The organism is Nonomuraea sp. NBC_00507 (assembly GCF_036013525.1).
Classification (GTDB): Bacteria; Actinomycetota; Actinomycetes; order Streptosporangiales; family Streptosporangiaceae; genus Nonomuraea.
Genome location: NZ_CP107853.1, coordinates 8,273,087 through 8,299,493 on the forward strand (window position 1 = coordinate 8,273,087; position 26,407 = coordinate 8,299,493).

Annotated in this window: 19 protein-coding genes; 10 read left to right on the plus strand and 9 right to left on the minus strand. The window is 70.0% G+C overall.

The genetic code is table 11. From position 1 onward, the window contains the following. Nucleotides 1–5: 5 nt before the first annotated feature. Nucleotides 6–1,631: a PhpK family radical SAM P-methyltransferase gene (locus tag OHA25_RS39955; protein ID WP_327582093.1), complete on the minus strand. Its 1,626-nt coding sequence runs from the start codon at nt 1,629–1,631 to the stop codon at nt 6–8. Then, nucleotides 1,631–2,383 carry a DUF2306 domain-containing protein gene (locus tag OHA25_RS39960; RefSeq protein WP_327582094.1) on the minus strand — a complete coding sequence of 251 codons (753 nt, stop codon included), beginning with the start codon at nt 2,381–2,383 and terminating at the stop codon, nt 1,631–1,633. The genes OHA25_RS39955 and OHA25_RS39960 overlap by 1 nt, the downstream gene beginning before the upstream one ends. Before the next feature lie 111 nt (nt 2,384–2,494). Between OHA25_RS39960 and OHA25_RS39965 the strand changes: the two genes are divergently transcribed. Further along, a complete protein-coding gene (locus tag OHA25_RS39965) occupies nt 2,495–3,340 on the plus strand; it encodes an AfsR/SARP family transcriptional regulator (RefSeq protein ID WP_327582095.1) in 846 nt (281 codons plus the stop codon). On the opposite strand, the gene OHA25_RS39970 is transcribed toward OHA25_RS39965, so the two are convergent. After that, the gene (locus tag OHA25_RS39970) at nt 3,337–4,545 is read right to left on the minus strand and encodes a cytochrome P450 (RefSeq protein ID WP_327582096.1); all 1,209 of its coding nucleotides are present in this window, start codon (nt 4,543–4,545) and stop codon (nt 3,337–3,339) included. The genes OHA25_RS39965 and OHA25_RS39970 overlap by 4 nt on opposite strands. Nucleotides 4,546–4,697: 152 nt before the next feature. Between OHA25_RS39970 and OHA25_RS39975 the strand changes: the two genes are divergently transcribed. The 7 genes from OHA25_RS39975 to OHA25_RS40005 are packed head-to-tail and all read left to right on the plus strand — an operon-like array spanning nt 4,698 to nt 17,470. Then, on the plus strand, nt 4,698–6,056 hold the full coding sequence (locus tag OHA25_RS39975) for an MFS transporter (protein WP_327582097.1): 1,359 nt from the start codon (nt 4,698–4,700) through the stop codon (nt 6,054–6,056). Then, the gene (locus tag OHA25_RS39980; protein ID WP_327582098.1) at nt 6,053–11,593 is read left to right on the plus strand and encodes a non-ribosomal peptide synthetase; all 5,541 of its coding nucleotides are present in this window, start codon (nt 6,053–6,055) and stop codon (nt 11,591–11,593) included. The genes OHA25_RS39975 and OHA25_RS39980 overlap by 4 nt, the downstream gene beginning before the upstream one ends. Before the next feature lie 19 nt (nt 11,594–11,612). Beyond that, nucleotides 11,613–12,161 carry a phosphopantetheine-binding protein gene (locus tag OHA25_RS39985; protein ID WP_327582099.1) on the plus strand — a complete coding sequence of 183 codons (549 nt, stop codon included), beginning with the start codon at nt 11,613–11,615 and terminating at the stop codon, nt 12,159–12,161. Between the two features lie 22 nt (nt 12,162–12,183). Further along, nucleotides 12,184–14,826 (plus strand): penicillin acylase family protein, encoded by a 2,643-nt coding sequence (locus tag OHA25_RS39990; protein ID WP_327582100.1) that lies wholly within the window; start codon nt 12,184–12,186, stop codon nt 14,824–14,826. 6 nt (nt 14,827–14,832) lie between these two features. Continuing rightward, entirely contained in the window at nt 14,833–15,969 is a 1,137-nt protein-coding gene (gene vioD, locus OHA25_RS39995) for a capreomycidine synthase (RefSeq protein WP_327582101.1), read from the plus strand. Next, on the plus strand, nt 15,966–16,814 hold the full coding sequence (locus tag OHA25_RS40000; RefSeq protein ID WP_327582102.1) for a metallophosphoesterase family protein: 849 nt from the start codon (nt 15,966–15,968) through the stop codon (nt 16,812–16,814). Before vioD ends, OHA25_RS40000 begins: the two co-directional genes overlap by 4 nt. Beyond that, the gene (locus tag OHA25_RS40005; RefSeq protein ID WP_327582103.1) at nt 16,811–17,470 is read left to right on the plus strand and encodes a 4'-phosphopantetheinyl transferase family protein; all 660 of its coding nucleotides are present in this window, start codon (nt 16,811–16,813) and stop codon (nt 17,468–17,470) included. Before OHA25_RS40000 ends, OHA25_RS40005 begins: the two co-directional genes overlap by 4 nt. A 33-nt stretch (nt 17,471–17,503) precedes the next feature. On the opposite strand, the gene OHA25_RS40010 is transcribed toward OHA25_RS40005, so the two are convergent. The 5 genes from OHA25_RS40010 to OHA25_RS40030 all read right to left on the minus strand — a co-directional run bounded on the left by OHA25_RS40010 (nt 17,504) and on the right by OHA25_RS40030 (nt 23,273). Continuing rightward, the gene (locus OHA25_RS40010; RefSeq protein WP_327582104.1) at nt 17,504–18,022 is read right to left on the minus strand and encodes a response regulator transcription factor; all 519 of its coding nucleotides are present in this window, start codon (nt 18,020–18,022) and stop codon (nt 17,504–17,506) included. A gap of 463 nt (nt 18,023–18,485) precedes the next feature. Continuing rightward, the gene (locus OHA25_RS40015; protein WP_327582105.1) at nt 18,486–19,667 is read right to left on the minus strand and encodes an aminotransferase; all 1,182 of its coding nucleotides are present in this window, start codon (nt 19,665–19,667) and stop codon (nt 18,486–18,488) included. Nucleotides 19,668–19,754: 87 nt separating this feature from the next. Further along, nucleotides 19,755–20,858 carry a branched-chain amino acid aminotransferase gene (locus OHA25_RS40020; protein ID WP_327582106.1) on the minus strand — a complete coding sequence of 368 codons (1,104 nt, stop codon included), beginning with the start codon at nt 20,856–20,858 and terminating at the stop codon, nt 19,755–19,757. Nucleotides 20,859–20,869: 11 nt separating this feature from the next. Continuing rightward, entirely contained in the window at nt 20,870–22,084 is a 1,215-nt protein-coding gene (locus OHA25_RS40025) for a cytochrome P450 (protein ID WP_327582107.1), read from the minus strand. A 52-nt stretch (nt 22,085–22,136) separates the two neighbouring features. After that, a complete protein-coding gene (locus OHA25_RS40030; RefSeq protein WP_327582108.1) occupies nt 22,137–23,273 on the minus strand; it encodes a winged helix DNA-binding domain-containing protein in 1,137 nt (378 codons plus the stop codon). 149 nt (nt 23,274–23,422) lie between these two features. On the opposite strand from OHA25_RS40030, the gene OHA25_RS40035 reads away from it, so the two are divergent. After that, the gene (locus tag OHA25_RS40035) at nt 23,423–24,556 is read left to right on the plus strand and encodes an aminotransferase class I/II-fold pyridoxal phosphate-dependent enzyme (protein ID WP_327582109.1); all 1,134 of its coding nucleotides are present in this window, start codon (nt 23,423–23,425) and stop codon (nt 24,554–24,556) included. A gap of 7 nt (nt 24,557–24,563) precedes the next feature. Here OHA25_RS40035 and OHA25_RS40040 read toward each other — a convergent pair whose 3' ends face one another. Next, nucleotides 24,564–25,103 carry a DinB family protein gene (locus OHA25_RS40040; RefSeq protein WP_327582110.1) on the minus strand — a complete coding sequence of 180 codons (540 nt, stop codon included), beginning with the start codon at nt 25,101–25,103 and terminating at the stop codon, nt 24,564–24,566. 121 nt (nt 25,104–25,224) lie between these two features. On the opposite strand from OHA25_RS40040, the gene OHA25_RS40045 reads away from it, so the two are divergent. After that, nucleotides 25,225–26,403 carry a cytochrome P450 gene (locus OHA25_RS40045; protein WP_327582111.1) on the plus strand — a complete coding sequence of 393 codons (1,179 nt, stop codon included), beginning with the start codon at nt 25,225–25,227 and terminating at the stop codon, nt 26,401–26,403. The last annotated feature ends 4 nt before the right edge of the window (nt 26,404–26,407 follow it).

Below are 26,407 nucleotides of genomic sequence, written 5' to 3' on the forward strand. Positions count from 1 at the left end.
GGGCGTCAGTAGCTGAACTTGGCCGGCGCCACGTCCAGGACGGCCACGCTTTCGGCGTATCGCCGCTCCAGGGCGGCCAGGCGCTCCGGGTCGCCGCCCCGGTCGCGTACCCCCATGAGTTCCTGGCTCGTCCGCAGGAGCCCCGTGAGCTCCTGCACGCTCACGCCCTTGCCGTCCAGGTAGGGCAGCGACCAGAAGTCGAAGTCGTACAACGGCAGCCATACAGACTCGGTGACGCGCTCGAACATCTCGTCGGTGAGGTCGGCGGCCTGCGAGGAGGTCATGCTGAAGTGCGACCACGTGTAGCCCTCTCCCTCGATGCCCAGCAGTTCCTTCTGCTGGTAGATCGGCGAGCGGGGGTTGGCCCACCAGGCCTGTGCCCGCCACAAGTCGGGGGCGGTCTCGTTGAGGAAGTCGATGGTGTTGGCGACGGTCTTCTCGGTCTCGCCGGGGAATCCGACGATGATCGAGGCGAAGGTGGTCACGCCACGTTCCTTGAGCCTGGCGATGCCGGTGCGGTACTGGCTGTCCTGCGCGAGCTTGTGCATATTGGCCAGCACATCGCTGTCGCCGGACTCGATGCCCAGGAAGACGCCGGCGCAGCCACTGGCGGCGGCCAGGTCGAACGACTCCTCGTCGCGGGCGTTGGAGCAGCGGAAGTAGGAGTACCACCGCAGGCCGAGATCCTCGTCGATCATCATCTGGCAGAGCTGCTTGAACCGCTTGGGCGGCACGTTGAACGTGTCGTCCACGAAGACCACGTTGCGGACGCCGAGCTCGGCCAGCGCGCGAAGCTCCTTGCGCACCGTCTCCACCGAGGCCGTGGTGAGCGCCCCGGCGCGGGTCGGGTAATCGCAGAAGCTGCACTTGAACGCGCAACTGCGCGCGGTGCGAAGCTGCGCGGTCGGGCCTATGAGGTCCGGGCTGAAGCCGGCCCAATCGATCGAGCATTCGTCCAGGTCGTTGGCCTCCGGTCGGCGCCTGGTGCGTACCCAGGTGTCCTCGGGGCAGTGAATCAGGTTGTCCACGCCGGACAGGTCGCCGCCCGCGCGTACGGCCTGGCAGAGCTGGCCCAGGCTGTGCTCACCCTGCGATTCCTGGATATAGGAGTCGGCGCCCATGGCGAAGAAGAAGTCCTGGACGGCGCCGTTCACGCCGGACTGGCACAGGTTGTCGATGAGCGGGCCGCCGACCACGATGTGGCTGGTCGGCGACATCTGGCGGATGTACTCGACGACCGGGACCACCGGCAGGATGTTGACGTAGAACGTGGTGGTGATGGCGACGACGTCGGGCCGTTCCGCCAGCAGCGCCGCCAGCCGGTCGCGCTCGCCGGTGAACAGCGAGACGGGCTCGGCGCGCAGGCCGCGCCTGCGCAGGTAGCTGGTCAGATAGAGCGCCGCCAGGTTGAAAACCTCGCCGACGTGGTATCTGTCGGCTCGGCCGGTACCGCGGTTCCTGAGCCGGCTGAACGCGTCCAGCCACGGCATCGCCGTACCGTCGACCACCAGGTGCTCGGCGCGCATGATCTGGTATTCCGGCGTGCCGGGACCGGCCCGCTCGCACATGACCCTGTAGTCGTCGAAATCGCCCTCGTTGTATCCGATCACCACGCAGTCGAGCTCGCCCATCACGTCTCCCGTACGGTGTGACGGTGTTCGCGGTCCAGCCACCACTCGATGAAGATGAAGGCGAGCGTCCAGGGCAGCCAGGTGACGGTCGCCGAGACCGCCTGTTCCAGGGCGTGCTTGTCGCCGCCGAACGTCGTGTCGAGCTGGTTGGCGAGGATCATCCCGATCGGGAAGCCGAGGAGCCGGTTGAAGATGATCGAGATGGTGAGGGTGAAGCTGCGCAACATCCACCGGCGGTGCTCGGCGAAGCGGCCCCGACGGGCGTTCACGAAGCCGAAGGTCGTGACGGTGAACCACAACGACGCCAGCACGATGTCGCTCAGCGCGCTGACCGGGCCGAACGGCCACACCACCGAGATCACCACCGCGGCGGTCGCGGCAGGCCACACGCCGGCGACGACGTAGGCCCGGCCGACGACGCGGTGCACGCGGGGGTGTCTGCGGCGCAGCCACGGCCACACCTGGAAGACACAGCCGACCATGGCCACCGTGGCGCCGAGCACGTGCGTTATGAGCACGGGGAAGAACAACGGGTGTTCGTCCGGCGAGAGCCTGCCCACCTTCGGGTCGAAGGCGAGGTACCGCGGAATGGACAGACCCACGAACACCGTGACGGCGATCGCGAGCACGCCGAGGGCGATGCGGCCCCCGAGCCGCCGCCGACGGGGCCGGGCTGCGCGGCTGGGATGACTGTCCCGCTCCTCACCGTCGGTTCGTGCCGGGCTGACCGGCGACTGGGGTACGGATGGCATACGCACAGGATGAACCGCGACCCCGTTTCCCAGGCATCCCTTCTTCATGTGACATCACCGGCCGCCGCACCTGCGGGTAGCTTCGAGTCCCCGGAGAGACGGGGAGAAGACGTGGAAGAACGCATCTCTGTTCGCACGTTCGGCACGTTCGAGCTGGCGTTCGACGGCCGCCCGGTGGAACGGTGGAAGGCGGGCAAGGCCCGCAACCTGCTGCAGTTCCTCCTCCTGCGGCACGGGCGGATCGTCTCGCGCGATGTGCTCTACGACGCGTTGTGGCCGGACGGCCCGTGGCCCAAGGGCTCCAGCTCGCTCAAGGTCGCCGCGCACATGCTCAGGAAGGTCCTGGACGAGCAGCCGCAGGGCGGCCCCGGGCTGCGCCTGCTCACCCGCGAGTCCGGCTACCTCCTGGAGGCAGCCGGCGTGCCGCTCGACTTCGAACGCTTCATCCGCTTGGCCGACGAGGCGCACGCGGCGCAACTGCGCGGCCACCGGGCGGAGGCGGCGGCGCACTACCTCCAGGCCGATGGGTTGTACGCGGGCGACTTCCTGCCGGACGAACCGTATGAGTGGGCGGGGGCGCAGCGGGAGTGGCTGCGCAGCAGGCTGCTGTGCGGCCTGACCTACCTGGCGGAGACGAATATCCTGCGCGGCGACCACGTCGGCGTCATCAGGTGGTGCCAGCGGATGCTGGAGGTGGAGCCGTTCCACGAGGAGGCGTTCCGCGCGCTGATGCTGGTCCACGGCCATCTCGGGCAGCTTGAGCAGGTGCAGCGCTGGTACAGGCTGTGCGCGGTACGGCTGCGCCAGCGCCTGCAGACGGCCCCGGATCTGGCCACCCGGCGGCTCTACACCCGCGCGGCGCACGGCGCGTTCACCGGGCGGGCCATCGACCCCCTGGTGTGGCAGCGCGAGCTGCAGCCGGACGGCCACACCTCGCTGCTGCGCTCGACCGCCTAGGCCGCCACCTCGACCGGCAGATGCTTGATGCCGAGCATGAAGTTCGAGGCCAGCCGTTCGATCTTTCCGCTCTGCGTGAAGCGCAGGCGGCGCCGTACCAGCTCCTCCACCAGCAGCGTGATCTCCATCCAGGCCGCGGACATGCCCACGCAGCGGTGGTTGGCGACGCCGAAGGCCAGGTGGTGGTTGGGGGTGCGGCCGAGGTCGAGCCGGTCGGCGTGGGGGAAGGCGCTCTCGTCGCGATTGGCGGAGGAGTTCCACAACGTCAGCGTCTGCCCGGCCGGTATCCGGACCTCGCGAAGGGTCACGTCCTTTGTGGTGGTCCTGCGCACGTAGGCGTTGGTCGAGGTCCATCGGAAGAACTCCTCCACCGCCGTGCCGACCAGGCTCGGGTCGTCGTGCAGGCGGCGTTCCTCCTCGGGGTGGCCGATCAGCGTCTCGACGATCGCCGAGGCGGTGAACGGGGTGGTCTCGTTGCCGCCGACGGCCACGTTGAGCGCGTTGTACAGGATCTGGCTCTCGGTCAGGCCGCGCCCGTTCGTCTCGGCGGCGAGCAGGATGCTGACCAGGTCCTCGCCGGGCTCGGCGCGGCGCCGGTCGAGCAGTTCGGTGAGGAAGTCGAAGATTTCCACCTGGGCGCCGACCAGGGTCATGGCCTCGCCACTGCCCCTGACGTATTCCTCGTCGCGGAAGCCGATCATCGTGCGGGTGAGGTGGAGGAGGTAGAGCGCGTCGGCGCGGCCGATCCCGAACATCGCGGCGAGGAGACCGGCGGGCAGCGTGGGGGCGACGTCCGTGGCGAAGTCGCCGCCGCCGTCGGCGGTGAGGCGGTCGAGCGCGTCGGTGAGATACGCGCGCACGTGCTTGGCGGCCTCGCGCATCATCCGTTTGTCGAACGCCTTGTGCACGTGGTGGCGCAGCAGCCGGTGCTCGGGCGGGTCGGAGCAGATGAGCATCTGCCCGGACGCGGTGTCGGTCGCGCTGCGGAACGAGCCGCCGAGCACGGTGCCGTCCTTAGAGGAGAACGCCACCGGGTCCCGGTAGACCGCGCTCACGTCCGCGTACGTGGTCAGGGCCCAGTAACCGCCGTCGGCGGTGGCGTTCCAGTAGACCGGCGCGTGCTCGCGCAGCCACGCCCATGCGGCGTGCGGATCGCCGGACACGAACAGGTCGAGATCGTCGAGGTCGATGAGCGCTGTCGCCATGGCGGCGAGGGTATGCGGCGGCGGTTGGCCACCGGTTACGCGCGCCAGAAAGCAACGGGTGTGTCCCCTGAAGTGGGGAGGTGATGGCGGCTGCCGGATCCACGAGCATGGGCGCGTGCGACGGCCATCGACGGCGGACGGAGCGATCGCTCATGCGTAGGTTCACCACACTCTGGGTGGGTTATCTGGTCTCGGTGCTCGGCTCATCGCTCACCAGCCTCGCGCTCGGTGTGTGGGTGTTCCAGCGGACGGGCTCGGCCACTCAGTACGGGCTGATCATCGTCATGAGCTTCCTGCCGGGCATCCTGGCGACGCCGGTCGCCGGGGCGCTCGTGGACCGCTGGAGCCGGCGCGGCATCCTGGCGGTGAGCAACGCGCTGTCCGCGGTCACGATCTTCGCGCTGGCGGCGTTGTTCCTGAGCGGGACGCTCCAGCCGTGGCACATCTTCATCGTCGTCGGCATCCAGTCGCTGCTGCGCGCGCTGACGGCACCGAGCATGAACTCCATCGTCATCCTGCTCGTGCCGAAAGAGCAGGTCGGCCGCGCGAACGGGATGGTGCTCCTGGCCCAGGCCCTCGGCGGCACGCTGGGCTTCGCCGCGGGCGGCGTGCTGCTGATGGCCGTCGGGCTCGGCGGTGTCCTCCTGATCGACTGCGCCTCCTTCGTCGTCAACATGCTGGCCGTGCTGCTCGTCTCCATCCCGCGCCAGCGCAGGTCCGAAGGGGGCTCGACGGGCGGCGGCGGCCTCGGCGCCGAGATTCGGCAGGGCTGGCGTTACCTGTCGGCCCGGCGCGACCTGCTGGCGCTCGTCGTCCTGTACGGCACGGTCGGCGTCGCGGTCGCCCCCGCCGACGTGCTGATCACGCCGGTGGTCCTTTCCTACGCCTCTGCCGAAGCACTCGGCGTGGTGCTGGCGGCGGCGGGAGTCGGCGCCGTGGTGGGCAGCCTGGTGCTGGCCGCTTGGGGCGGGCCGCGCCGCCGCATCCACGCGCTGGCCGGCCTCACGCTGCCGATCGGCGGGTTCATGTGCCTGGGAGTGGTACAGCCCAGCGTCGCCCTGATCATGATCGCGGCCTTCGGCTACTCGTTGTTCTCCACGATCGTCGACGGCACGGCCAGGGGCATCCTCCAGGTCGAGGTCGAGCCGGACATCCAGGGCCGGGTGTTCGCCTTCTTCAACATGGTGGCCAACACCGTCCAGTGTGTGGCCTTCGCTCTCTCCGGCCCGCTGGCCGACCAGGTCTTCGAGCCGCTTCTCCGGGAGGGCGGGCCGCTCACCGGCTCGGTGGGGACGTTCTTCGGGGTGGGCCCGGGCCGAGGGACCGCCCTGCTCATCCTGGTCTGCGGCCTGGCCGTGATCGTGACGGCGCTCCTCGCCTACCGCCGGCCTGACCTGCGTGCCCTGCCCGACCGGCCCACCGGCGGCGCGAAGAAGGCAGCGGCGAAAGAGGAGCCCGATCCATCAGCAATGGCTCTTGCGCGGCAACGCGCGGATGGGGAGACCTCATGACCGACCTGCAAAGCCGGATCGCAGCTCTCTCACCGGAGCAGAGGGCGACGTTGGAGTCACGGGTCGCGGACCTGCTGGCGACCCGTGAGCCCGTCCGCGAGCAGCGGATCCGGCCACGCGATCGTTCCCTCCCCACCCCGCTGGGCATCGCGCAGCAGCGGGAATGGGCCATCGAGCGGCTCCGGTCGGCCAACAACATCAACAGTGCCTTCCGCATCGAGGGCGGGCTTGACCTCGGCTTGCTCGGCAGTGTGCTGACGGAGGTCGTCGAGCGTCACGAGGTGCTGCGCTCCACGGTGGAGCTCCAGGATGACGGCACGCCTGTGCAGGTCACCCATCCCACCGGTCCCGTGCCCACTCCCGTGGTGGACCTGACGCACGTCGCGCCCGAGGACCAGCGGGCGGCGGTGCGGCGGCACTGCAAAGCCGAAATCATGCGTCCCTTCGACCCCCGCGACCCGCACCGGTTGCGGGTCACGCTGCTGCGCCTGGCCGAGCACCTGCACGTCGTGCTGTTCACCACCGACCACGCCGCCTCGGACGCGTGGTCGTTGTCGATCATCGTGCGCGAGCTCGTCACCTTGTACGGCCTGCGCAAGAACGATGGCGGCACCCTGCCCGCCCCCGACATCCAGTTCGGCGACTTCGCCGCCTGGCAGCGCGAGCAGTTCGACGACCAGCGGGTGGCCGCCGAGCTGGAGCACTGGCGGCAGGCGCTCGATGGCATCGAGACGCCGCCCGAGCTGCCCGCCGACCGGCCGTATCCGGCGCGGCCGTCCTTCGCCGGCGACGTCCACATCGTGAACCTGCCGGCGGAGCTCACCGCCGCGCTCGGCGCGTTCAGCGAACGCGAGAACGCCCCGCTGGTCTCCATCCTGCTGGCAGGGTGCTCCATCCTCCTCCACCACTACCTCGAACAGGACGACCTGGTCGTCGGCTCACTGGTGTCCGGCCGCAACCGGCTGGAGACGGAGCAGGTCATCGGCTGCTTCGCCAACCCACTCCCGCTGCGCGTGCGGCTGACTGGCGAGCTCACGTTGCGCGAGGTCGTCCGGAGGGCACGCGAGTCCATGGCCGTCGCCATGGACCACCAGGACGTGCCGTTTGAACGCGTGATCGAGCTGCTGGACCTGGGCCGGGAGGCGTCGCAGACCTCGCTGAGCCGGTTGTGGATCAACGTCCTCACCGTACCCGGCGAGAGCCTGGAGGTTCCCGGCCTGCGCATCACGCCGGAGCCGATCGACCTCGGGCTGGTGTCGGTCGACCTCACCCTGTCGGCCATCCCGGGTCCCGAGTCGCTGCAGCTCCAGTGGCACTACATGACCGAGTTGTTCGACAGGGAGACCATCGTCCTGCTGGCCGGGCAGTTCGAGGAGATCCTGCGCCGGCTCGTCGCCGTGCCCGACGCGGCGGTGCGGCAGGTGACGCTGATCGCCGCCCCAGCGGCACCCGTCCGGCCGCACACCTCAGACGTCGGCTTCGTCGAGTTGTTCCAGCGCCGGGTCGCGCTCGCGCCGAACGCGCCCGCCGTCGTCTGCGACGGGGTCGCGACCAGCTACGGCAGCCTCAACCGGGCCGCCAACCGGTTGGCGCGGGAGTTGCGGGCCAGGGGTGTGGGCCGGGAGACTCCCGTCGGCATCCTGGTGGAGCGTTCCCCTGAGCTGGCCGTGGCGATCCTCGGCGTGCTCAAGGCCGGTGGCGTCTATGTCCCCGTCGACCCGTCGTATCCGCCCGAGCGCATCTCCTTCATGCTCGCCGACGCGGGTGCGAAGGTCTTGATCACACAGGTACGGCTCGCGCCGCTCGTGACCGACCCGCCCGCCGGAACCGTCCTCCTCGACGGTCCCGCGACCGGCGAGCACGCCGACCACGACCTGGACGACCCGCCGGACCTCGCCTCGCTGGCCTACGTCGTCTACACCTCGGGCTCGACCGGGCGGCCCAAGGGCGCCATGATCGACCACCGCTCGCTGGTGACGTTCGCCCGCGACATCATGGAGCGCCTCGGGCTCGGCGCCGGCGACAGGTTCCTGCAGTTCGCCTCGCCGAGCTTCGACGTGCTGGTGGAGGAACTGTTCCCGATCTGGCTGGCGGGCGGCGCGGTGGTCATCCCGACCCAGCACCTGATCAGCGGCGAGGCCGACCTGGTGGATCTCGTCGAACGCGAGCGGCTCACCGTGATGGAGCTGCCGACCGCGTACTGGCACGAGTGGGTACGCGAACTCGACCGGCTGGGCCGGGTGCTGCCGAGCTGCCTGCGCCTGGTGATCATCGGCGGAGAGCGGGTCCTGCCCGAACGGCTGGCCATGTGGCCGCGGCTCGGCGTGCCGCTGATGCACGTCTACGGGCTGACGGAGACCACGGTCAGCTCGACCTTCTTCCGCCTCGACCCGGGCGAGAGCTTCGACTGGCCGAACCTGCCGATCGGCACCCCGATTCCGTCGGCCGACCTGCGCATCCTCAACAGCAGACTCGCGCCGGTGCCGACGGGCGGCGTCGGCGAGCTGTACATCGGCGGGGTCAGCCTGGCCCGAGGTTACCTCGGCCGCCCCGGCCTGACCGCGCAGCGTTTCGTCGCCGACCCCGCGCATCCCGGCGAGCGCCTCTACCGCACCGGCGACCTGGTCCGCCAGCGCCCCGACGGGAACCTCGAGTTCGTCTCCCGCGTCGACACACAGATCAAGATCCGCGGCTTCCGGGTGGAGCCCGCGGAGATCGAATCGGTGCTCAGCAGGCATCCGCAGGTCTGCGAGTCCGTCGTGGCCCTCTACGAGCCCGTGCCCGGCGACCGCCGCCTGGTCGCCTACCTCGTCCCGGCGCGCGCGGAAGCCGCGCCGACCCTCACCGAGCTGCGCCGCTACCTCGAACGCGAACTGCCCGCCTACATGGTGCCCTCGGCGCTCGTGGAGCTCGACGCGCTCCCCCTCAGCGCCAACGGCAAGCTCGACCGCAAACGGCTGCCCGCGCCGGACGGCGGCAGGCCCGAGCTGATCGAGGACTACGTCGCGCCCAGCACGCCGCTGCAGCGGAGGCTGGCCGCCATCGTGGCCACCGTCGTCGGCGTGGACAAGGTCGGCATCCACGACAACTTCTTCGAGCTCGGCGGCGACTCCATCCAGGCCATCCAGGTCGTGGCCAGAGCCCAGGAGGAGGGGATCGGGCTGTCGCCACTCGACTTCTTCGAGCAGCCGACGATCGCGCTGCTGGCGCAGGCGGCCACGGACGCCAGCCCGGACCGGATCGTCCGGCCACGGCCGCCGGACGCCGAGCCGGTGCTCTCCTTCGACCAGGAACGCCTGTGGCTGGAACATCAGCTCCGGCCGAAGACCGCCTACCACGTCGGCGGCCGCTACCGCCTCGCCGGCCCGCTCCAGGTGGACGTGCTCGAGGCCAGCATCCGCGCGATCGTGGCGCGCCACGAGGTGCTGCGCACCACGTTCCCCGTCGTGGATGGCCGGCCGGTGCCCGTGGTCGGCGAGGTGGGAGACTGGCGGCTCAACGTGGTGGACCTCTCCGCCGCCGAGGACGGATTCGAGATCGGCAAGCGCATGCTGGACGAGCAGTTCAGCACCGCCTTCGACCTGGCTGAGGGGCCGCTGTTCACGTGCACGCTGGTCCGGCTGAGCGACACTGAGCACCTGCTCAACATCACCTCGCACCACGTCGTCTCGGACAACTGGTCGATCGGCCTGTTCGGGCGGGAGCTGCTGGCGCTGTACGAATCGGGCGGGGACGTGGCGCGGGCGGGCCTGCCCGAGCTCCCTGTCCAGTACCGCGACTTCGCCGTCTGGCAGCGCGAACGCCTGACCGGGGACGCACTCGCGGAGAAGGTCAAGTACTGGCGCGGCCACCTGGCCGGAGCGCCGCCCGCGATCACCATGCCGAACGCGCCGCTGAACCCCGGGGCCGGGGGCGGGCGCAGCATGCTGAAGATGACCGACAAGCAGACGGTCGCACTGCACGAGCTGTGCCGCCGCCTCGGCGTCACCCCGTTCATGCTCGTGCTGGCCTGCCTGGCGACGGTGCTGCGGCGCTGGTCCGGCCAGTCCGACATCGTGATCGGGACCTCGGTGAGCGGGCGGACCGACGTCGCGCTGGAGAACCTGATCGGCTGCTTCATCAACACCATGCCGCTCCACCTCGATCTGTCGGGCGACCCGGACTTCACCGAGCTGCTGCGGCGGGCCCGCCAGGTGTCGGTGGACGGCTACACGCACTCGGACACGCCTTTCGACGAGCTCGTGAAGGAACTGCAGGTGCCGCGCGACCCGCGCAGGACGCCGATCTTCCAGGTGGTCCTGAACGTGTTCGACCTGCCACCGATCCGGCGCATCGGCGACGTCGGCCTCGAGGTGATGCCACTGCCGGAGCTGTTGAGCAGCTTTGACCTCGTCTTCACCGCGCTGGAGGCGTTCGGGGCCTTCCAGCTTCGGCTGGAGTACGACGCCGAGCGGTACCAGGCGGCGATGATGGACGCGCTGCTGGAGCACCTGCGCACGATGCTCAACGCGGTGGTGCGCGATCCGGGCAAGGGGATCCTCGACTATCCGCTGGAGGAGGCGGCCGAGGTGACGCCTGGCGAGCGGGTGCTTCCCGCGCCGCACCTGGCGGTGGTACGGCAGGGCCGTACCTCTGAGCAGGTCGCGGTGGCGGACCGGGACGGCGAGTGGAGCTACGGATGGCTCGCCGCGGCGGCCGAACACATCGCGCGGACGCTTCCCGACGCGGAAAGGATCAGCGTCGTCAGCCGGCCCACGGCGGCGTTCGTGGCGGCGGTCCTCGGATGCGTGCGGGCGGGAGTGGCGTTCAGCGTGGACGCGCCCGGCGTGCAGGGCCCGGCGGTGCTTGACGTGGGTGAGGGCCCGCTCGACCTCGGCGAGCTCGGCGGCGGTGCCGACGGCCTTGGCGACCCCGCGGCGGCGGGCCGGCGGGACTGGGCGGTTGAGCGGTTCGGGCTCTGCGGTGACGACCGGTTCGCGGCGGTGTCGAGCAGCCCCGCACATCTGGTGTCGGCGATGACGAGCGCGTTCCACGCCGGAGCGACGCTGGTCGTGCCGGACCGCTCGTTCACCGGAGACCTCGACGGCCTCGTGGCGTGGCTGAAGGAGAACTCGGTCAGCGTCGCCTACGTCGACGCGCCGCTCCTGCGCACGATCGCCGCCGGTGGGAACCTGCCGGAGCTGCCGGGGTTGCGGTGCGTGTTCCTGGACAACCCAGGCGAGCTCATCTCCCACGACCTGGACGCGCTGCGGCGGCTGTCGCCGGACTGTCAGTACGTGGCGGTCTACCGGATGGGCCTCGACGGGCGGCCACTGGCCGCGTACGCGGTGCCGTACGACTGGCAGCTCGACACGGCGCCGCTGCGGGTGCCGCTCGGCGTGCCGCTCAACGACCTGCCCGCGCGGTTACTGCACCCATCGGGACAGCCGGCCGCGACCGGCGAGGTCGCCGAGATCTGCTTCGGCGACTACCACACCAGCGACCTGGGCCGCCGTTGGGCGGACGGGACGCTGGAGTTCGTCGGCAAGCTCCGGTGACGAAGGGACGGGAAACACCGTGGTGAACCACACCGACCCGCAGGTGGACACCTTCGAGACCCTGGCCGCCCTGCGCCGCGTTCCTGACGTGCGCGGCGCGGTGGTGACCGGGTACGTCGGCGTGGACGGCCGGACGATGCTGCTCGGCTACGTCACCGGCCCGGACCCGGCGGTCGGCACGATCCGGATCCGGCAGCACCTCAGCAGCAGGCTGCCCGGCTATCTGATACCGGACCACCTGTTCGTGCTGGACGCGCTTCCGCTGACGCCGGAGGGCGACTACGACCTGAGCGCGCTGCCGACGCCGGAGGCGGACCTCGGCCCGGCCGACGCGCATGTGGCGCCGCGCACGCCGGTGGAGCGGCGCCTGGCGGAGATCTTCCAGGAGCTCCTCGACGTCGGCGACGTCGGCGTCCACGACAACTTCTTCACGCTCGGCGGCTCCTCCATCGTGGCGACCCGGCTGGCCGCCCAGGTCCGCGAGGTGTTCGCGGTGGAGGTGTCGCTGGTGGACGTGCTCGCGGCCCCGACCGTCGACGAGCTGGCGCGGCTCGTGGACGAGGCGTGACGATGCTCTCCAGGCAGGTGCGATGATTCCCGATGAGACCCGACCGGATGTCCGTCCCGATCTGCCGGAGCCCGGCGGCCCCGTCCCACGCCGCCGCCGGTTGCGGAGGGTGGTGCGGTGGACGGGAGCGGTGGTCGTGGTGCTCGCGCTCGCGGTGTCCGGGCTGGCGGTGTGGTCGGTGCGGCGCGGCTTCCCTCAGTACGACGGGACGTTGTCCTTGCCCGGCCTCACCGCGCCGGTGACGGTCTTCCGGGACTCCTACGGCGTCGCCCAGATCTATGCGAATTCGGCCACGGACCTTTTCCAGGCCCAGGGCTACATCACCGCCCAGGATCGCTTCTGGGAGATGGACTACCGGCGGCACCTGACCTCGGGCCGCCTGGCGGAACTGTTCGGCCCCCCGCTCGTGCGCACCGACGCCTTCCTGCGCACGCTCGGCTGGCGGCGGACCGCGGAGCAGGAATGGCAGCGGATCTCACCAGAGGCGAGGAGCCACCTGCGCGCTTACGCCGACGGCGTCAACGCCTGGATCGCCGCGAACGGCGCCGCCGCGGCCTCTGGAGCGAAAAGCCTGGAGTACACCGTGCTCGGCCTGCAGAACCCCGGCTACACGGTGGAGCCGTGGGACCCGGTGGACTCCCTGGCCTGGCTGAAGGCGATGGCGTGGGAACTGCTGGGCAACATGGACGCCGAGATCGACCGCTCGCTGCTGCTGGCCCAGGGCCTGAGCAGGCGCCAGATCGAGCAGCTCTACCCGCCCTACCCGTACGCGAAGAACCGCGCCATCGTGGACACGCCGGGCACCCCGTCCCGGCCGCTTCCCGCTCGCGTGTGGCGGGAGGCGGCCCCCGCGCTCGACGCGCTGCGCTCGCTCCCGCTCCGCACGGGCGAGGACACGGCAGGCATCGGCTCGAACTCCTGGGTGGTGAGCGGCGCGCTGACGGCGTCGGGCAAGCCACTGCTGGCCAACGACCCGCATCTGGCGGCGTCGTTGCCGGGGACGTGGTACCAGATCGGGCTGCAGTGCTCCTGCGCGTACAACGTGCAGGGCTTCACGATGCCCGGCCTGCCCGGCGTGGTCACGGGACGCAACGAGCGGATCGCCTGGGGGCTGACCAACCTGCCCGCCGACGTGTCCGACCTGTACCTGGAGAAGGTCGAAGGTGAACGGTACTTCGACGGCAAGGCGTGGCGCGCGCTCGACTCGCGGCAGGAGGTCATCAAAGTGGCGGGCGGCGAGCCGGTGACGATCACCGTGCGCGCCACGCGGCACGGCCCCCTGCTGTCGGACCGGCGGGCGGACATGCTCGGGGTGGCGGCCCGGCCTCCCCTGGACCCGTCGGGCAGACCGGTGCCGAGCTTAACGCCGGGGCCGCTGCCCAGCCTGGACACCGGCGAGCCCGGGGTACCCACGCGGGCGGCGGAGCCGTACGCGGTGGCGCTGCGCTGGACGGCGTTCGAGCCTGGCCGGACAATGGACGCGCTCTTCGGCATCAACAAGGCGGCGAACTGGACGGAGTTCCGGGCGGCGGCGACGCTCTTCGACGAGCCCGCGCAGAACCTGGTCTACGCCGACGTGGACGGCCACATCGGCTACCAGGCGCCGGGACGCATCCCGGTCCGCGGCAAGGGTGACGGATCCTGGCCGGTCCCGGGCTGGGATTCCGCTTACGACTGGACGGGCTTCATCCCGTTCGCCGAGTTGCCAACGCTGTACGACCCGCCCGACGGCGTCATCGTCACCGCCAACCAGGCGGTTGCCGGGGCATCCTACCCGCACGTCATCACCACCGACTGGACGTACGGCTACCGCGGCCACCGCATCCTCGACCTGATCGCCGAACGCACGGCGCGCGGGAAGATCGGTGTGGCGGATATGCGGCGGATGCAGTCCGACAACCACAACGGCGGCGCCGCCGCCGTGGTGCCCCCGCTGCTGGCCGTTCCCCTGAACGACGGCGCCGTCGCCAAGGCGCGGGACCTGCTGAAGGGCTGGGACTTCCAGCAGAGCACCGAGTCAGCAGCGGCGGCCTTCTACAACGCGACCTGGCGGAGTCTGCTCGCGCGGACCTTCGACGAACTGCCGCAGGACCGCAAGGCGGGCAACGGCGACCGCTGGTGGGAGGTCGTGGCCTCGCTGCTGAAGTCGCCCGAGTCGCCGTGGTGGGACGACCGGCACACCGGCAAGAGAGAGTCGATGGCCGACATCCTCGCCGCCGCCATGGGCGAGGCCACCGCCGAGCTCACCGAGCGGCTCGGCCCCGACCCGGCCGCCTGGCGCTGGGGCGACCTGCACACGCTGATGTTGCGGGGCTACGGGCCCGGCCAGTCCGGCATCGCGCCGGTGGAGTGGTTGTTCAACCGAGGCCCGGTGCCGATCGCCGGCGGCGGCGACGCGGTCAACTCCACGAGTTGGTCGGCTGCGGGTGGGTACGACGATGTAGTCTTCGTGCCCACGATGCGGATGATCGTCGACCTGTCCGATCCGGATGGGTCACGATGGGTTCTGCTGGCCGGCACCTCCGGGCACGCGTTCCATCCCAACTTCGACGACCAGCTGGAGCTCTGGCGTATGGGGCTGGATACCCCCATGCGCTGGACGAGGAAGAGCGTCGAGGCGGCGGCGGAGCACGTCCTCACCCTTGCACCGACCAGTAAAGGATGACAGTTCATGAAGCTCGCGATTGCGAAGCTCGAAGAGTGGATGCGCCTCTACTACCACAACGTCGACCACGACATCGGCAGCAGCGGCGTGCGCGACCTGACCATCGACGAGCTGAGGGCGATCTGCGGGTTCGACCTGTCCGAGCTCGGCTCGATGATCTTTCATGACAGTGAGAGCTTCGGCGGCGGCGCGTTGCGGGCGGCGCTGGCCGACCGGTGGACGGGTGGCGACGTGGACGGCGTGATGGTCACCCACGGCTCCAGCGAGGCGATCTACATCGTCATGCACACGCTGCTGGACCCGGGTGACGAGGTGATCGTGGTCGATCCCGCCTACCAGCAGTTGTACGACATCGCCGCCGGGCTGGGCTGCCGGATCACCCCGTGGCCGCTGCGCGCGCAGGAGGGCTTCTCCGCCGACCTGCCGCTGCTGCGGAAGCTGGCCTCCAACCGGCCGAAGATGATCGTGGTCAACTTCCCGCACAACCCGACCGGCGTCTCCATCACGCGCGAGCAACAGCAGGAGCTGATCGACATCGCCGCCGAGGCCGGCGCCTGGCTGGTGTGGGACCACGCCTTCGGCGAGCTGACATACACGGCCGACCCCCTGCCGCTGCCCTTCGGCCGATACGACAAGTGCATCACGTTCGGCACGTTCTCCAAGAGCTACGGGCTGGCCGGGCTCCGGGTCGGCTGGTGCCTCGCGCCGCCCGAGCTGCTGTCCCGGATGGCGGTGCTGCGCGACTACATCGCGTTGTACGTCTCGCCGGTGCTGGAGTTCTTCGCCGAGAAGGCGGTCAGGAACGCCGACCGGATCGTCGCGATGCAGCGCGAGCACGCGCACGGCAACCTGCGGTTGCTGCGCGACTGGGCGGCGGAACTCCTGGACCTTGTGCGGGTGAACCCGCCCGACGGCGGCGTGACCGCGTTCGTGGAATTCCCCCGCCACCCCGACGCCACCGCCGTGTGTCGTCGGCTCGCCGAGCGGGACAGGGTGCTGCTGGTGCCCGGCGAGTGTTTCGGCGACGCCTTCACCGGCTACGCACGGCTGGGCTTCGGCGGCACCACCGCGGAACTGACGGCCGGGCTGTCGCGCGTACGGCGGGCGCTGCTCGAAGACGTGCCGGTCGCGGACGCGCGGTGAGCGGCCCCAGGCTCCTGGCGGTCAGCGACCTCCACGTCGGCTACAAGGACAACCGCAGGCTGCTCCTCGACCTGGAGCCCGGCTCCCCGGGCGACTGGCTGATCGTGGCCGGGGACGTCGCGGAGCAGCCCGGCGAGATTGAGTGGGCGCTTCGGCTGCTCACCGAGAGGTTCGCCAAAGTGATCTGGACGCCGGGCAACCACGAGCTGTGGACGCTGCCCGGCGACGTGCACGGCCCGCGTGGCGAGGACCGCTACCGAGCCCTGGTCGAGATGTGCCGCGGGCTCGGCGTGGTCACCCCCGAGGATCCCTATCCGGTCTGGACGGGGCCCGGCGGGCCTGTGACGGTGGTGCCCATGTTCCTGCTGTACGACTACAGCTTCCTGCCCGAGGGGACGATGACCAAGGAAGAGGCGCTCGCGCAGGCGTACGAGTCCGGCGTCGTCTGCACCGACGAGCTACTGCTTCACCCCGACCCGTACGTGAGCCGGGAAGCCTGGTGCGAGGCGCGCGTCAAGGGGACCGAGGAGCGCCTGGCCGAGCTCGGACCCGGGGTCCGCACGGTGCTGGTGAACCACTTCCCGCTGGTGCGCGAGCCCACGCGGGTCCTGCGTTACCCGCTCTTCGCGCAGTGGTGCGGCACGCAGCGCACCGCGGACTGGCATCTGCGCTTCAACGCCGCCGCGGTCGTCTACGGCCACCTGCACATCCGCAGGACCACCTGGCACGACGGCGTGCCGCACATCGAGGTCTCCGTGGGCTATCCACGGGAGTGGTCCAGGCGGGGCGGGGCCAACGGCACCGGACCGCGCCAGGTGCTGCCTCTTCCCGTCGAGCCGACGTGATCGAGCGGATACTCCCGCCCGCCGTGGCGGTGGCCGAGGCGTACGGCGACCCGCCGGGGGTGCGGCTGCACCCGGAGGAGGTGGCCTGCGTGACGCGGGCGCTGCGCGGCCGCCGCCAGGAGTTCGCGACCGGGCGCCACCTGGCCCGGTCCGGCCTCGTCCGGCTCGGGTTGCCGCCGGTTTGCATCCCCAAGGGTGAGCGTGGCGCGCCGCGCTGGCCGGAGGGGGTGGTGGGCAGCATCACGCACTGCGCCGGATACCGGGCCGCCGCGGTGGCGCGAACGGACGACCTGCTCGCGCTCGGCATCGACGCCGAGCCGCATGGGCCTCTGCCTTCCGAGGTGCTGACGCTCGTGGCCACGTCGGCGGAGGGCGCAAGGCTCGAAAGGCTGGCCCGCGACAACCCGCGGGTAGCCTGGGACCGGGTGCTGTTCAGCGCGAAGGAGTCGGTGTTCAAGGCGTGGTATCCGCTGGCCGGGTCGTTTCTCGACTACGACGCCGTCGATGTGGTGGTCGAGGAGGCCACGGCGTCCTTTGTGGGTCGTCTGCTGGTGCCGGGGCCTTTCGTGGCCGGTGAGCGGCTGCGGGAGCTTACGGGGCGCTTCGCCGTACAGGGTGGGCTGGTGGTCACTACGGTCACACTTGACGCGGCCTGACGGTGGAATTGCCCGTCAGGCCGCGTGAGGCGCTCACTCCCGGATCGCCGGGCCGTCGTGTGCCGCCGCGAGGTTGGTCACGTGGCCGTTCTCGGCTCCTGCGTTCTCGCTTCCGACCAGACGGCCCAGCAGGGCCGCGCGGGTGAGCTCGGCCTTGTTGCCCACGCCGAGCTTGGTCCTGATCCGTTTGACGTAGGTGTCGACCGTGTGGGGGCTGATGCCGAGCCGCGTGGCGATCTGCCCGTGTGTCAGGCCCCTGGAGATCTGGCGGAGCACCTGTTCCTCCCGCTCGGAGAGGTGACAGCCGGGCGCCTCGTGGCGTTCGAGCATGGGCCGTACTTCGCATTCGACGGGAACGAAGCGGGTGCCGGACGCCACGGCCCGCACCGCCGAGACCACTCGCTCGGCCGTCGCCCGCTTGCCGATGACACCCGACGCTCCCGCGTGCAGGTAGCTGTCGGTGTCGTCGCCGTTGTTCAGGACCAGGACTTCGGTGCGCTTGGCCACTTCCCTGATGTAGGCCAGATTGTCGGAGAGCGGAAGCGCGTCCACGTCGATTAACGCGGCGTCTGCTATCCAGGAGGGTTCTTCGTCGGGAGAGGTCCTCTCCGCGACCACCTGAATGCCGGCACTTGTCAGAGCCTGGACGAGCCCAGCGAGGAAGATTGGCGAACTGGTAAGGACGTCGATTCTGATCACGGGGCCCCCGCACATCCCGTCGACCGGGCATCATCATAGCTTTCCATTACAAGCCAGGAAATACCCTTCTTGACTCGCTATTTACCTTACTAGCCTTTTCTAAGCTGTTATCTCACCGATGTCAACCTCTCGGTTTTAACCTGTCGAATTTCACATCAGGTGATGATTCCGCGCCGGTCGGTAATTTCCGGAGTTGACCTAGAAGTGGCGCGATAAAGCCTATAGGCAGCACCACAGACGAGATGATAAGGTCCCTCACGGCCCACACATCGCCGCAAACTACTCCTGGATAAATGCGGGATCTAGGTAAACGTGATCAATTCGCCGGTATGGTCGTGCGCGACATTCCCGCAGCGGTCAAGCGATTAGCGAAATCAGCAAACGATTTCTGATCCACATTGCTAAAACTTGCCCGGAGCATCCGACCATCTTCAGGAAGAAATGCCGTACCGGGAATGACGAGCGTGTCATACATGATCGCTAGGTCCCGGACGACCTCCTCGGTGGAGCGCCCGGCGAACGGATGGCGCATCCACCCGAAAAAGACCCCTGCGGAGACCAGCTCGAAGCCACCCGGCCGCTCCGCCATCACGGCGGCGAAGCGCCGCCGCTTCTCCTCAAGCTCGCGCGCCCGCGCGAGCCGCCACTCCTGAGCCAGCGTCAGGCCCGCCCAGGCGGCCTCCTGCCCGATGCGCGGCGCGCAGATCGCCACACAGTCGAGCAGCTTCATCACCTCGCGGTTGAGCAGCGGCGAGGCGACCACAGCCCCCACCCGGTAGCCGGGAATGGCATAGTCCTTCGAGAAACTGTGCAGGCTCACCACCGTCTGCTCCCACTGAGGGTCGGACAGAAGCCGGTGCGCCGGTTCGGCGGTGTCGCGAAAGGAGCGGTAGGTCTCGTCGAGGATCAGCGCCAGGTCATGCCGTCTGGCCACCTCCGCCAGGCGCTCGATCGCCTCAGGGCCGGCCGTCACCCCACTGGGGTTGCCCGGCGTCACCAAGACGATCGCCCGGGTCCGCGGTGTGATCAGCGCCTCGGCCGCCTCCGGGTCCGGCACGAGATCCGGGCCGGGCTCCAGGTAGACCGGCCGGATGCCGTTCAGGCGCAGCCACATGTCGTGGTTCGGGTAGTACGGCACCGCCAGCACCACCTCGTCGCCCGCCTCCGCCAGCACGGACACCGCGAGGCAGAAGGCCTGGTTGCAGCCCGCCGTGATGACGATCTGCTCCGCGCGCACGTGGCTCAGGTAGCTTCGGGAGAGGTCGGCGGCGAATGCCTCGCGCAGGTGCGGCAATCCGGCGATGTCGGTGTAGTCCCCGCCGTGGGGGTCGCGCGCGACGGCGGCGATGTGCTCGACCACGGCCGGAGCGGCCGGATAACACGGCGCCGCCTGAGAGAGGTCGAGCAGGTCCCGTTCCCCGCGGCGCCGACTTTCCAATTCGCCTGCCTCGCCGAACGGCGAGTCGATCTGGCGCACCGTCCTCGGATTCAGTCGCAAGGGGATGCTCCCTTCGTAGTGCCATGAGCATCCCGAGCGCCGCGTAACAACACCATTCCCCCCTTCAGGGGACATTGAGCCCGTAAATTAACAAACCTTATGAATCCAGGCGAACGGGTCGGGGGCGCGGCCGTACTGGATGTCCATGAGGCTCTGGCGCAACATGAGCGTGACCGGCCCCACGCCGCCGTCACCGACGAGCCAGTCACCCGAGGCGCTCCTGACCGCGCCGACCGGGATCACGGTGGCCGCCGTGCCGCAGGCGAACACCTCGACGAGCTCGCCGGACGCACACTCCGCCCGCCACTGATCGACCGAGATCCGGCCCTCCTCGACGTCGATGCCGAGCGTGGGCGCGAGGTGAAGCAGCGAGTCGCGGGTCACCCCGGGCAGCAGCGTCCCGGTCAGCGCGGGCGTCATGATCCGGTGCCGGCCGTCCTTGGCGGCATAGACGAAGAACAGGTTCATCCCGCCCATCTCCTCGACCCAGACGTGCTCGGCAGCGTCCAGCCAGACCACCTGGTCGCAGCCACGCGCCACGGCCGCCTGCTGGGCGGCGAACGCGGGAGCGTAATTGCAGGCCGCCTTGACGTCGCCGGTGCCACCGGGAGCGGCGCGCGTGTAGTCCTCCGACAACCACACCGTGAGCGGCCTCGGCGTGCCTCCGCCGCCGAGATAACTCGCCGGGGAGGCGATGGCGCACAGCAGGTAGCTGCGCGAGGGCAGCGTGAAGCCGAGACCGCGCTGGGTCGCGATCATGAAGGGGCGCAGGTAGAGGCTGTTGCCGTCGCCCGACGGCACCCAGTCCTGCTCCTGGGTGACCAGCAGCTCCAGCATCCTGACGAAGACGTCCTCGGGCAACTGGGGCGCCGCCAGCCGGCGCGCCGTCCGGTTGAACCGGGCGGCGTTCCACCTCGGCCGGAACATCACGATCGCCCCGCCGTCCTGCCTGTACGCCTTCATGCCCTCGAAGAACTCCTGGGCGTAGTGGAAGACCACGGTCGCCGGATCGAGGCTGAGCGGCGCGTACGGCTCCACGCGGGCCTCATGCCAGCCCTGCTCGGTCGTCCAGCGCAGCGTGGCCATGTGGTCGGTGAAATGCTCGCCGAACCCCGGCGCGGCCAGCACGGCCTGCCGTTCCGCGTCCGGCACGGGGTGGTCGCTGGGACGGATCTCGAAGGAGATCGGCATGGGGGTGCTCCTCAGACGGCGGACAACGGTTGGGGGCGGAGGGTGAGCTCGGAGGGCAGCGAGGCGAACCCGCGCTGATGTGGCGAGTGGACGCGCTGGGCGGCGGACAGGTCGAGGTCGTAGTCCGACACCACCGCGCCGACCTCCTGCAGCACGACCGCGATCTCGAGCTGGGCCAGCGCCGCGCCGAGGCAGAAGTGCGGGCCGTGGCCGAAGGCGATGTGCTTGCTCGTGTCGCGGTCCAGGTCGAAGGTGTCCGGGTCGGGGAAGACCCGCCCGTCGCGGTTGGCGGAAGCGGGCAGCAACGCGATCCTGGCGCCTTTGGCCAGCCGGACGCCGTGGATGACGCTGTCCTCTGTGAGCGTCCTGGCCATCATCTGGCTGGGCGAGTCGTAGCGCAGCGTCTCGGCCGCCCACTCCCGCGTCCGCCCGTTCAGGCCCGCCTCGCCAACGTCGGGCAGGCGCCACCCGTGATACCAGGCGTTGCCGATCAGCTTGCCGGTCGAGTCGTTGCCCGCGCTGACGAGCAGGAAGAGGAAGGCCACGAGCTGCGAGTCCGTCAGAGGCTTCCCTCCGATCCGCGCCTCGATCATCATCGAGGTGAGGTCGTCGCCCGGCCGCTTGCGCAGCTCCGCGATCAGGTTCACGTAGTAGACGGCGAGGCGCAGCCCCGCGCCGATGGTCTCGCCCGACCTCTCGTCGGCGCCGTCCTCGCAGTGGTTGAGCAGGTCGTTGTCGGCGCGGATCCGGTCGCGGTCCGCCGCGGGTATGCCGACGACCTCGCACATGACATCATTCGGTACGGCTGCCGCGAAGTCCGCGAAGTCGAAGATCCCGCCGTCGCGTACCGGCGCCAGCCTGGCCCGCGTCAGCTCCCGTATCCGGGGCTCCAGCGCCGCCACCCACCGGGGCTTGAACGCGTTACCCAGCAGGCGGCGCATCGTGCCGTGGTCGGGAGGGTCCAGGGCGAGGAAGAAGCTGGTCTTGACCGCGGCCGGCCCCCACAGATCCGGCTCCAGGGAGATGCCGTTACGGCTGGAGAACAACTCCGGGTTCCGCAGCGCGGACAGGACGTCCTCGTAGCGGGACAGCGCCCAGAAGTCCCGCTCGGCGTTGTGGTAGAGCGGTGCGTGCTCGCGCATCCAGGCGAACACCGGATACGGGTCCTCGTGGATCCGGTAAGAGAACGGGTCGTAGACAAGCTCACCCGATGCCAGGTCGCGCATATTCGGAACGTACGGACATGTCGCCCGTGTCGCCTGTCACGCGAACCAGGGGCTACCCCGGAAGCAGGATGGTCTCCAGGTCGGGAAGCTTCTCCCACCAGCGGTCGTAGCGGCGATAGGGATGCGGCTCGCGCCCGGCCAGCAGCGTCACCAGGGCCTTCGCCTCGGCCGCGAGCCCGTCCCACGCCTGGTCCGGCAGCGGATGGAACGCCGCCGCCTCGATCCCTCCTTCGGCCGGCCGCCACACCCCGGCGACGTAGCCGTCGACGAGCAGCGTGGGCAGCACGTCGCCGTTGGCGCGGATGACGAGCTTGCGGTAGGCGGGCGGGAGCAGGCGGTCGCGGTCCACGTGCGCGAGCAGCGTGTTGTCCCACATGGCCATCAGCCGGGGCGGCGCCAGGGTGTCCTCGGGCGGGCGGGACGCGCCCGGCAGGTCCCACATCACCTTGCCGTCGGGGCCTTCGAGCTGCTCGACTTCGCCGTCCATGGCACGCAGCGCACCCTTGACCCGGGCCTGCTGAACGAGCGCGAACTGCGCGATGTCCGCCACCGACGCGGGTCCGAACGCCTCCAGGTAACGCCGCGTCAGCACCCGCAGGGCCTCGGCGGAGGCGTCCAGGTCGAGCGTGGGTTGAGGTGAGGAGGCCACGCACGACACCCGCGTGGTGAACGACCACGGCCCGCCGGTCGGCACCCGCAGCAGCGGCGTGTATGAGCGCAGGATCGCCCACACCCCCGCCGCCGACAGCCCGCCGAGGCGTGGCTCCAGCCAGTCCTTCATCTCCTCCACGGTCCGCGGCTCACCGGCGAACTCCAGCAGGTCCCTGACCAGGATCCGCGCCGCCTCGACGGTGAGGCCACGCGGCGTGAAGCGGCCGTTCAGATGGGTGGCGTACATGGTCGGCTCGATGGCGTCGCGGAAGGCCGGATAGTCGTCGACGTGCACGGCATGCAGCGTCATCCGCATCATCGTCCCCCGCACGACCGTGTAGCTCGAGAAGGCGGCGTCGAGGTCGGCGGGGTCGAGGTCGGCGACGCGGTTCCACACCGCGACATACGGCGAGGCCGTCTGCTGCGCCTGCAACGCCATCACGCGGCGCACCGCCTCGGCGACGTCCAGCGACTCCCTCCGCAGCAGGAGCTGCCGATCGAGTGTGGCCCGGTTGAGTGCTCGTGCGGTGAGCTTCATGCCCGGATTCTCTCAGCCCCCGCCTCCCGGGCAGATCCCCCGGAGGTCCCCAGTAGAGGGGACAGGTGCGCGACCCTGGCTCGACCTAGGCTGCCGCTGCGGCGGCATATGCCGCGAAGCCCCATGTCATGCCGCTGGGAGGGCCACAGATGATCGAGGTTGGCAACCTCACCACGATGGAAGTCGACGCGCTGACCGACGTCGATGGCGGCCTCAACCTAACTGACGGTCACGCGAGACTGGTCCTCTCCGGGCATCAGGCGGCCATCGTCGCCCGGATCCCGGAGATGTTCGCCGAAGCGTCCCGCCGTCCATTCCCCGACATCGAACGCGAGGCGCACGCCACGTTCCTGAAGGCGATCGGGCAGCACGGTGCCCCGGTCGGCACCGGACGAATCCTGAGCTGCTACTCCTCGACGCTCGCCACCGACATCGTGGCGCGGGCGTTGCCTGCCGGGTCGACCATCGCCGTCCTGCACCCCACCTTCGACAACATCGCCGACCTGTTCGCCACCCGCGGGCTGAAGCTGGTGCCGCTGGCGGAGGAGGAGCTGCTCGACATGCGCTGGCCGGGGCCGCCGGTCGGCGCCATCGTGGTGACGCACCCGAACAACCCGACCGGGCTGGTCACCCCCGAAGGCCATCTGCGCTCGCTCGCCGAGCACGCCGTACGGCACGGCCAGATCGTCATCGTGGACGCCAGCTTCCGCGGGCAGGTGCGCGACGCGCAGTACGACACCTACGCCGTCCTCGACGAGGCGGGCGCCGACTGGATCGTGATCGAGGACACCGGCAAGTTGTGGCCCACGCATGAACTCAAGATCGGGCTGCTGGCCTACAGCGGGCGGACGAAGCTGCCCATCGAGCGGGCGTTCTCCGAGTCGCTGCTGTCCGCCTCGCCGGTGGTCCTGCTGCTCATCGCGAGCCTCGCCCGCGACTGGGTGAACGGCGGCTACGAGCGCGCCCGCGACCTGGTGGCGCGCAACCGGTCGGTCCTCAGGGAGACGATCGGCGAGGTCGATCTGCGGCTGGCCGATCCCGCCTCGCAGATCAGCGTCGCACGGATCGAGCTGCCTTCCCACGGGCCGGACTCGTCGCTGTTGTACAAGGACATGGTCGCGCGCGGGGTGCACGTGTTGCCGTGCGCGCCGTTCCACTGGGCCGACCCGGACAGCGGTCTCCGGTTCATTCGGGTGTCGCTGGCGCGTCCGTACGACGCGGTGGAGTCGGCGGCGCGGACGCTGGTCCAGTCGTATACGGAGATGTCCGCGCGAAAGCCGTGAAGCCTGGCTACTCCCCCGTCTCCCCGTCCACCGACTCCCGGATGAGGTCGGCGTGACCGTTGTGGCGCGCGTACTCCTCGATCATGTGGACCACGATCCAGCGTAGGCTCGGCGCCTGGCCGCTGGGCCAGGCGCGCTGGGCCAGATGGTCCAGCCCGCCGTCCTCCAGCGCCTCGGCGACCGCCTCACGGGAGCGGTCCACGGCCTTCTGCCACAGCGCGAACAGCTCGTCCGGGGTGTCGTCAGCGGCGGAGTGCCAGTCCCAGTCCTGGTCGGCGCGCCAGTCCACGGTGTTCCACGGAGCGGACCGGTCCCGGCCGTGCAGCGCTCGGCAGAACCAGTCGTCTTCCACGTAGGCCAGGTGCTTGAGCAGCCCGCCCAGCGTCATCGACGAGGCGGCGACCGTCGCCGTCAGGCCCGCGGTGTCCAGGCCCCGGCACTTCCAAGCCAGCGTCGCGCGCTGGTAGTCGAGGAAACCCAGGAGGGTCGCGGTCTCGTCGCCTGCGATGGGCGGCCAGGGCCGGCCGTGCTCGTCCATGTCGCTCATGGGCAGCGAGTGTAGCCACTTGGTCCCTGCGCCGGTCACGACTCGGCAGGCCCCAGGTTCCGGGGACGCGACGAGCGCGTGGCCCCGCCGTACAGTCGCCGTGAGCAGCAGTGGAGTGTTGATGCCGCACTATGATCCGTTCGACTTCAAGGTGCAGGAGGATCCGCATCCCGTCTACGCGTGGATGCGAGAGCACGCGCCGGTCTATCGCAACGAGGAGCGCGACTTCTGGGCGCTGTCACGCCACGCCGACGTCCACGCCGCGCTGCGCGAGCCGCACCTTTTCTCCAACAGCCACGGCATCTCGCTGGAGCCGGAGTTGTGGGGGCCGCAGGCGAAGAACACCAGCCTGTTCCTGTCCATGGACCCTCCCGAGCACGGCCTTTATCGAGGGCTGGTGGCCTCGGCCTTCACCCCCCGCCGCGTGGCCGCGCTCGAACCCCGCATCCGCGAGCTGGCCCGCGCCCGGCTGGAGCGGCTGTGGGACGAGCCGACGTTCGACTTCTGCGCCGATTACGCCGCCGCGCTGCCGAACGACGTCCTCTGCGAGATGCTCGGCTTCCCTGCCGACGAGTGGGACGCGGTGCGTGCCGATACCGACCTGCTCAACCACCACGTGGACGGCTCGGACGGACGCAGCCCGGACTCGGCCATGGCCGCCCTGCGCCTGGCGAGCCGCTTCGTCGTCCTGGTGACCTCGCTGCGCCGCCGGCCCGGCGACGACCTGACCTCGGCCATGATCGCGGCGAAGGTCAACGGCGCCAAGCTCACCGACGCGCAGATCGTCGCCTTCCTGTTCGTGATGATCGGCGCGGGCAACGAGTCCACCGGCAAAACGCTCGGCAACGCGTGGTACCACGGCTGGCTCCGGCCCGACGTGCAGCGGGCGGGACTCAACGGGCGGGCCGACGGCTGGGCGGCCGAGACGCTGCGCTACGACTCCTCCAGCCAGATGGTGGCGCGCGTGCTGACCGAGGACACCGTCACGCACGGCATCCGGATGCCCAAGGGCGCCCGGATCGCGCTGCTGCCCGCCTCGGCCAACCGGGACCGGCGGGTGTTCCCCGACCCGGACACCTTCGACCTGGATCGCGACACCAAACGGATGATCAGCTTCGGGCATGGGCCGCACCACTGCCTCGGGGCCGCGCTGGCCAGGCTGGAGATGCGGATCGCGCTGGAGGAGATCGGGACGTTGATCTCCGGGTACGAGATCGACCTGGCCAACGCCCGGCGGTCACACTCGCCGCACCAGTGCGGGTTCACTTCGCTGCCCTGCGTGGTGACCCGTCGAACCTGAGCCA

What these genes read in the sequence shown, in the direction of transcription:
- OHA25_RS40035 (WP_327582109.1), top strand. Translation starts at nt 23,423, where the DNA reads ATGATCGAGGTTGGCAACCTCACCACGATGGAAGTCGACGCGCTGACC.
- OHA25_RS39975 (WP_327582097.1), top strand. Translation starts at nt 4,698, where the DNA reads ATGCGTAGGTTCACCACACTCTGGGTGGGTTATCTGGTCTCGGTGCTC.
- OHA25_RS40030 (WP_327582108.1), bottom strand. Translation starts at nt 23,273, where the DNA reads ATGAAGCTCACCGCACGAGCACTCAACCGGGCCACACTCGATCGGCAG.
- OHA25_RS39960 (WP_327582094.1), bottom strand. Translation starts at nt 2,383, where the DNA reads ATGCCATCCGTACCCCAGTCGCCGGTCAGCCCGGCACGAACCGACGGT.
- OHA25_RS40040 (WP_327582110.1), bottom strand. Translation starts at nt 25,103, where the DNA reads ATGAGCGACATGGACGAGCACGGCCGGCCCTGGCCGCCCATCGCAGGC.
- OHA25_RS39980 (WP_327582098.1), top strand. Translation starts at nt 6,053, where the DNA reads ATGACCGACCTGCAAAGCCGGATCGCAGCTCTCTCACCGGAGCAGAGG.
- OHA25_RS39970 (WP_327582096.1), bottom strand. Translation starts at nt 4,545, where the DNA reads ATGGCGACAGCGCTCATCGACCTCGACGATCTCGACCTGTTCGTGTCC.
- OHA25_RS40020 (WP_327582106.1), bottom strand. Translation starts at nt 20,858, where the DNA reads ATGCCGATCTCCTTCGAGATCCGTCCCAGCGACCACCCCGTGCCGGAC.
- vioD (WP_327582101.1), top strand. Translation starts at nt 14,833, where the DNA reads ATGAAGCTCGCGATTGCGAAGCTCGAAGAGTGGATGCGCCTCTACTAC.
- OHA25_RS39990 (WP_327582100.1), top strand. Translation starts at nt 12,184, where the DNA reads ATGATTCCCGATGAGACCCGACCGGATGTCCGTCCCGATCTGCCGGAG.
- OHA25_RS40025 (WP_327582107.1), bottom strand. Translation starts at nt 22,084, where the DNA reads ATGCGCGACCTGGCATCGGGTGAGCTTGTCTACGACCCGTTCTCTTAC.
- OHA25_RS40045 (WP_327582111.1), top strand. Translation starts at nt 25,225, where the DNA reads ATGCCGCACTATGATCCGTTCGACTTCAAGGTGCAGGAGGATCCGCAT.
- OHA25_RS39955 (WP_327582093.1), bottom strand. Translation starts at nt 1,631, where the DNA reads ATGGGCGAGCTCGACTGCGTGGTGATCGGATACAACGAGGGCGATTTC.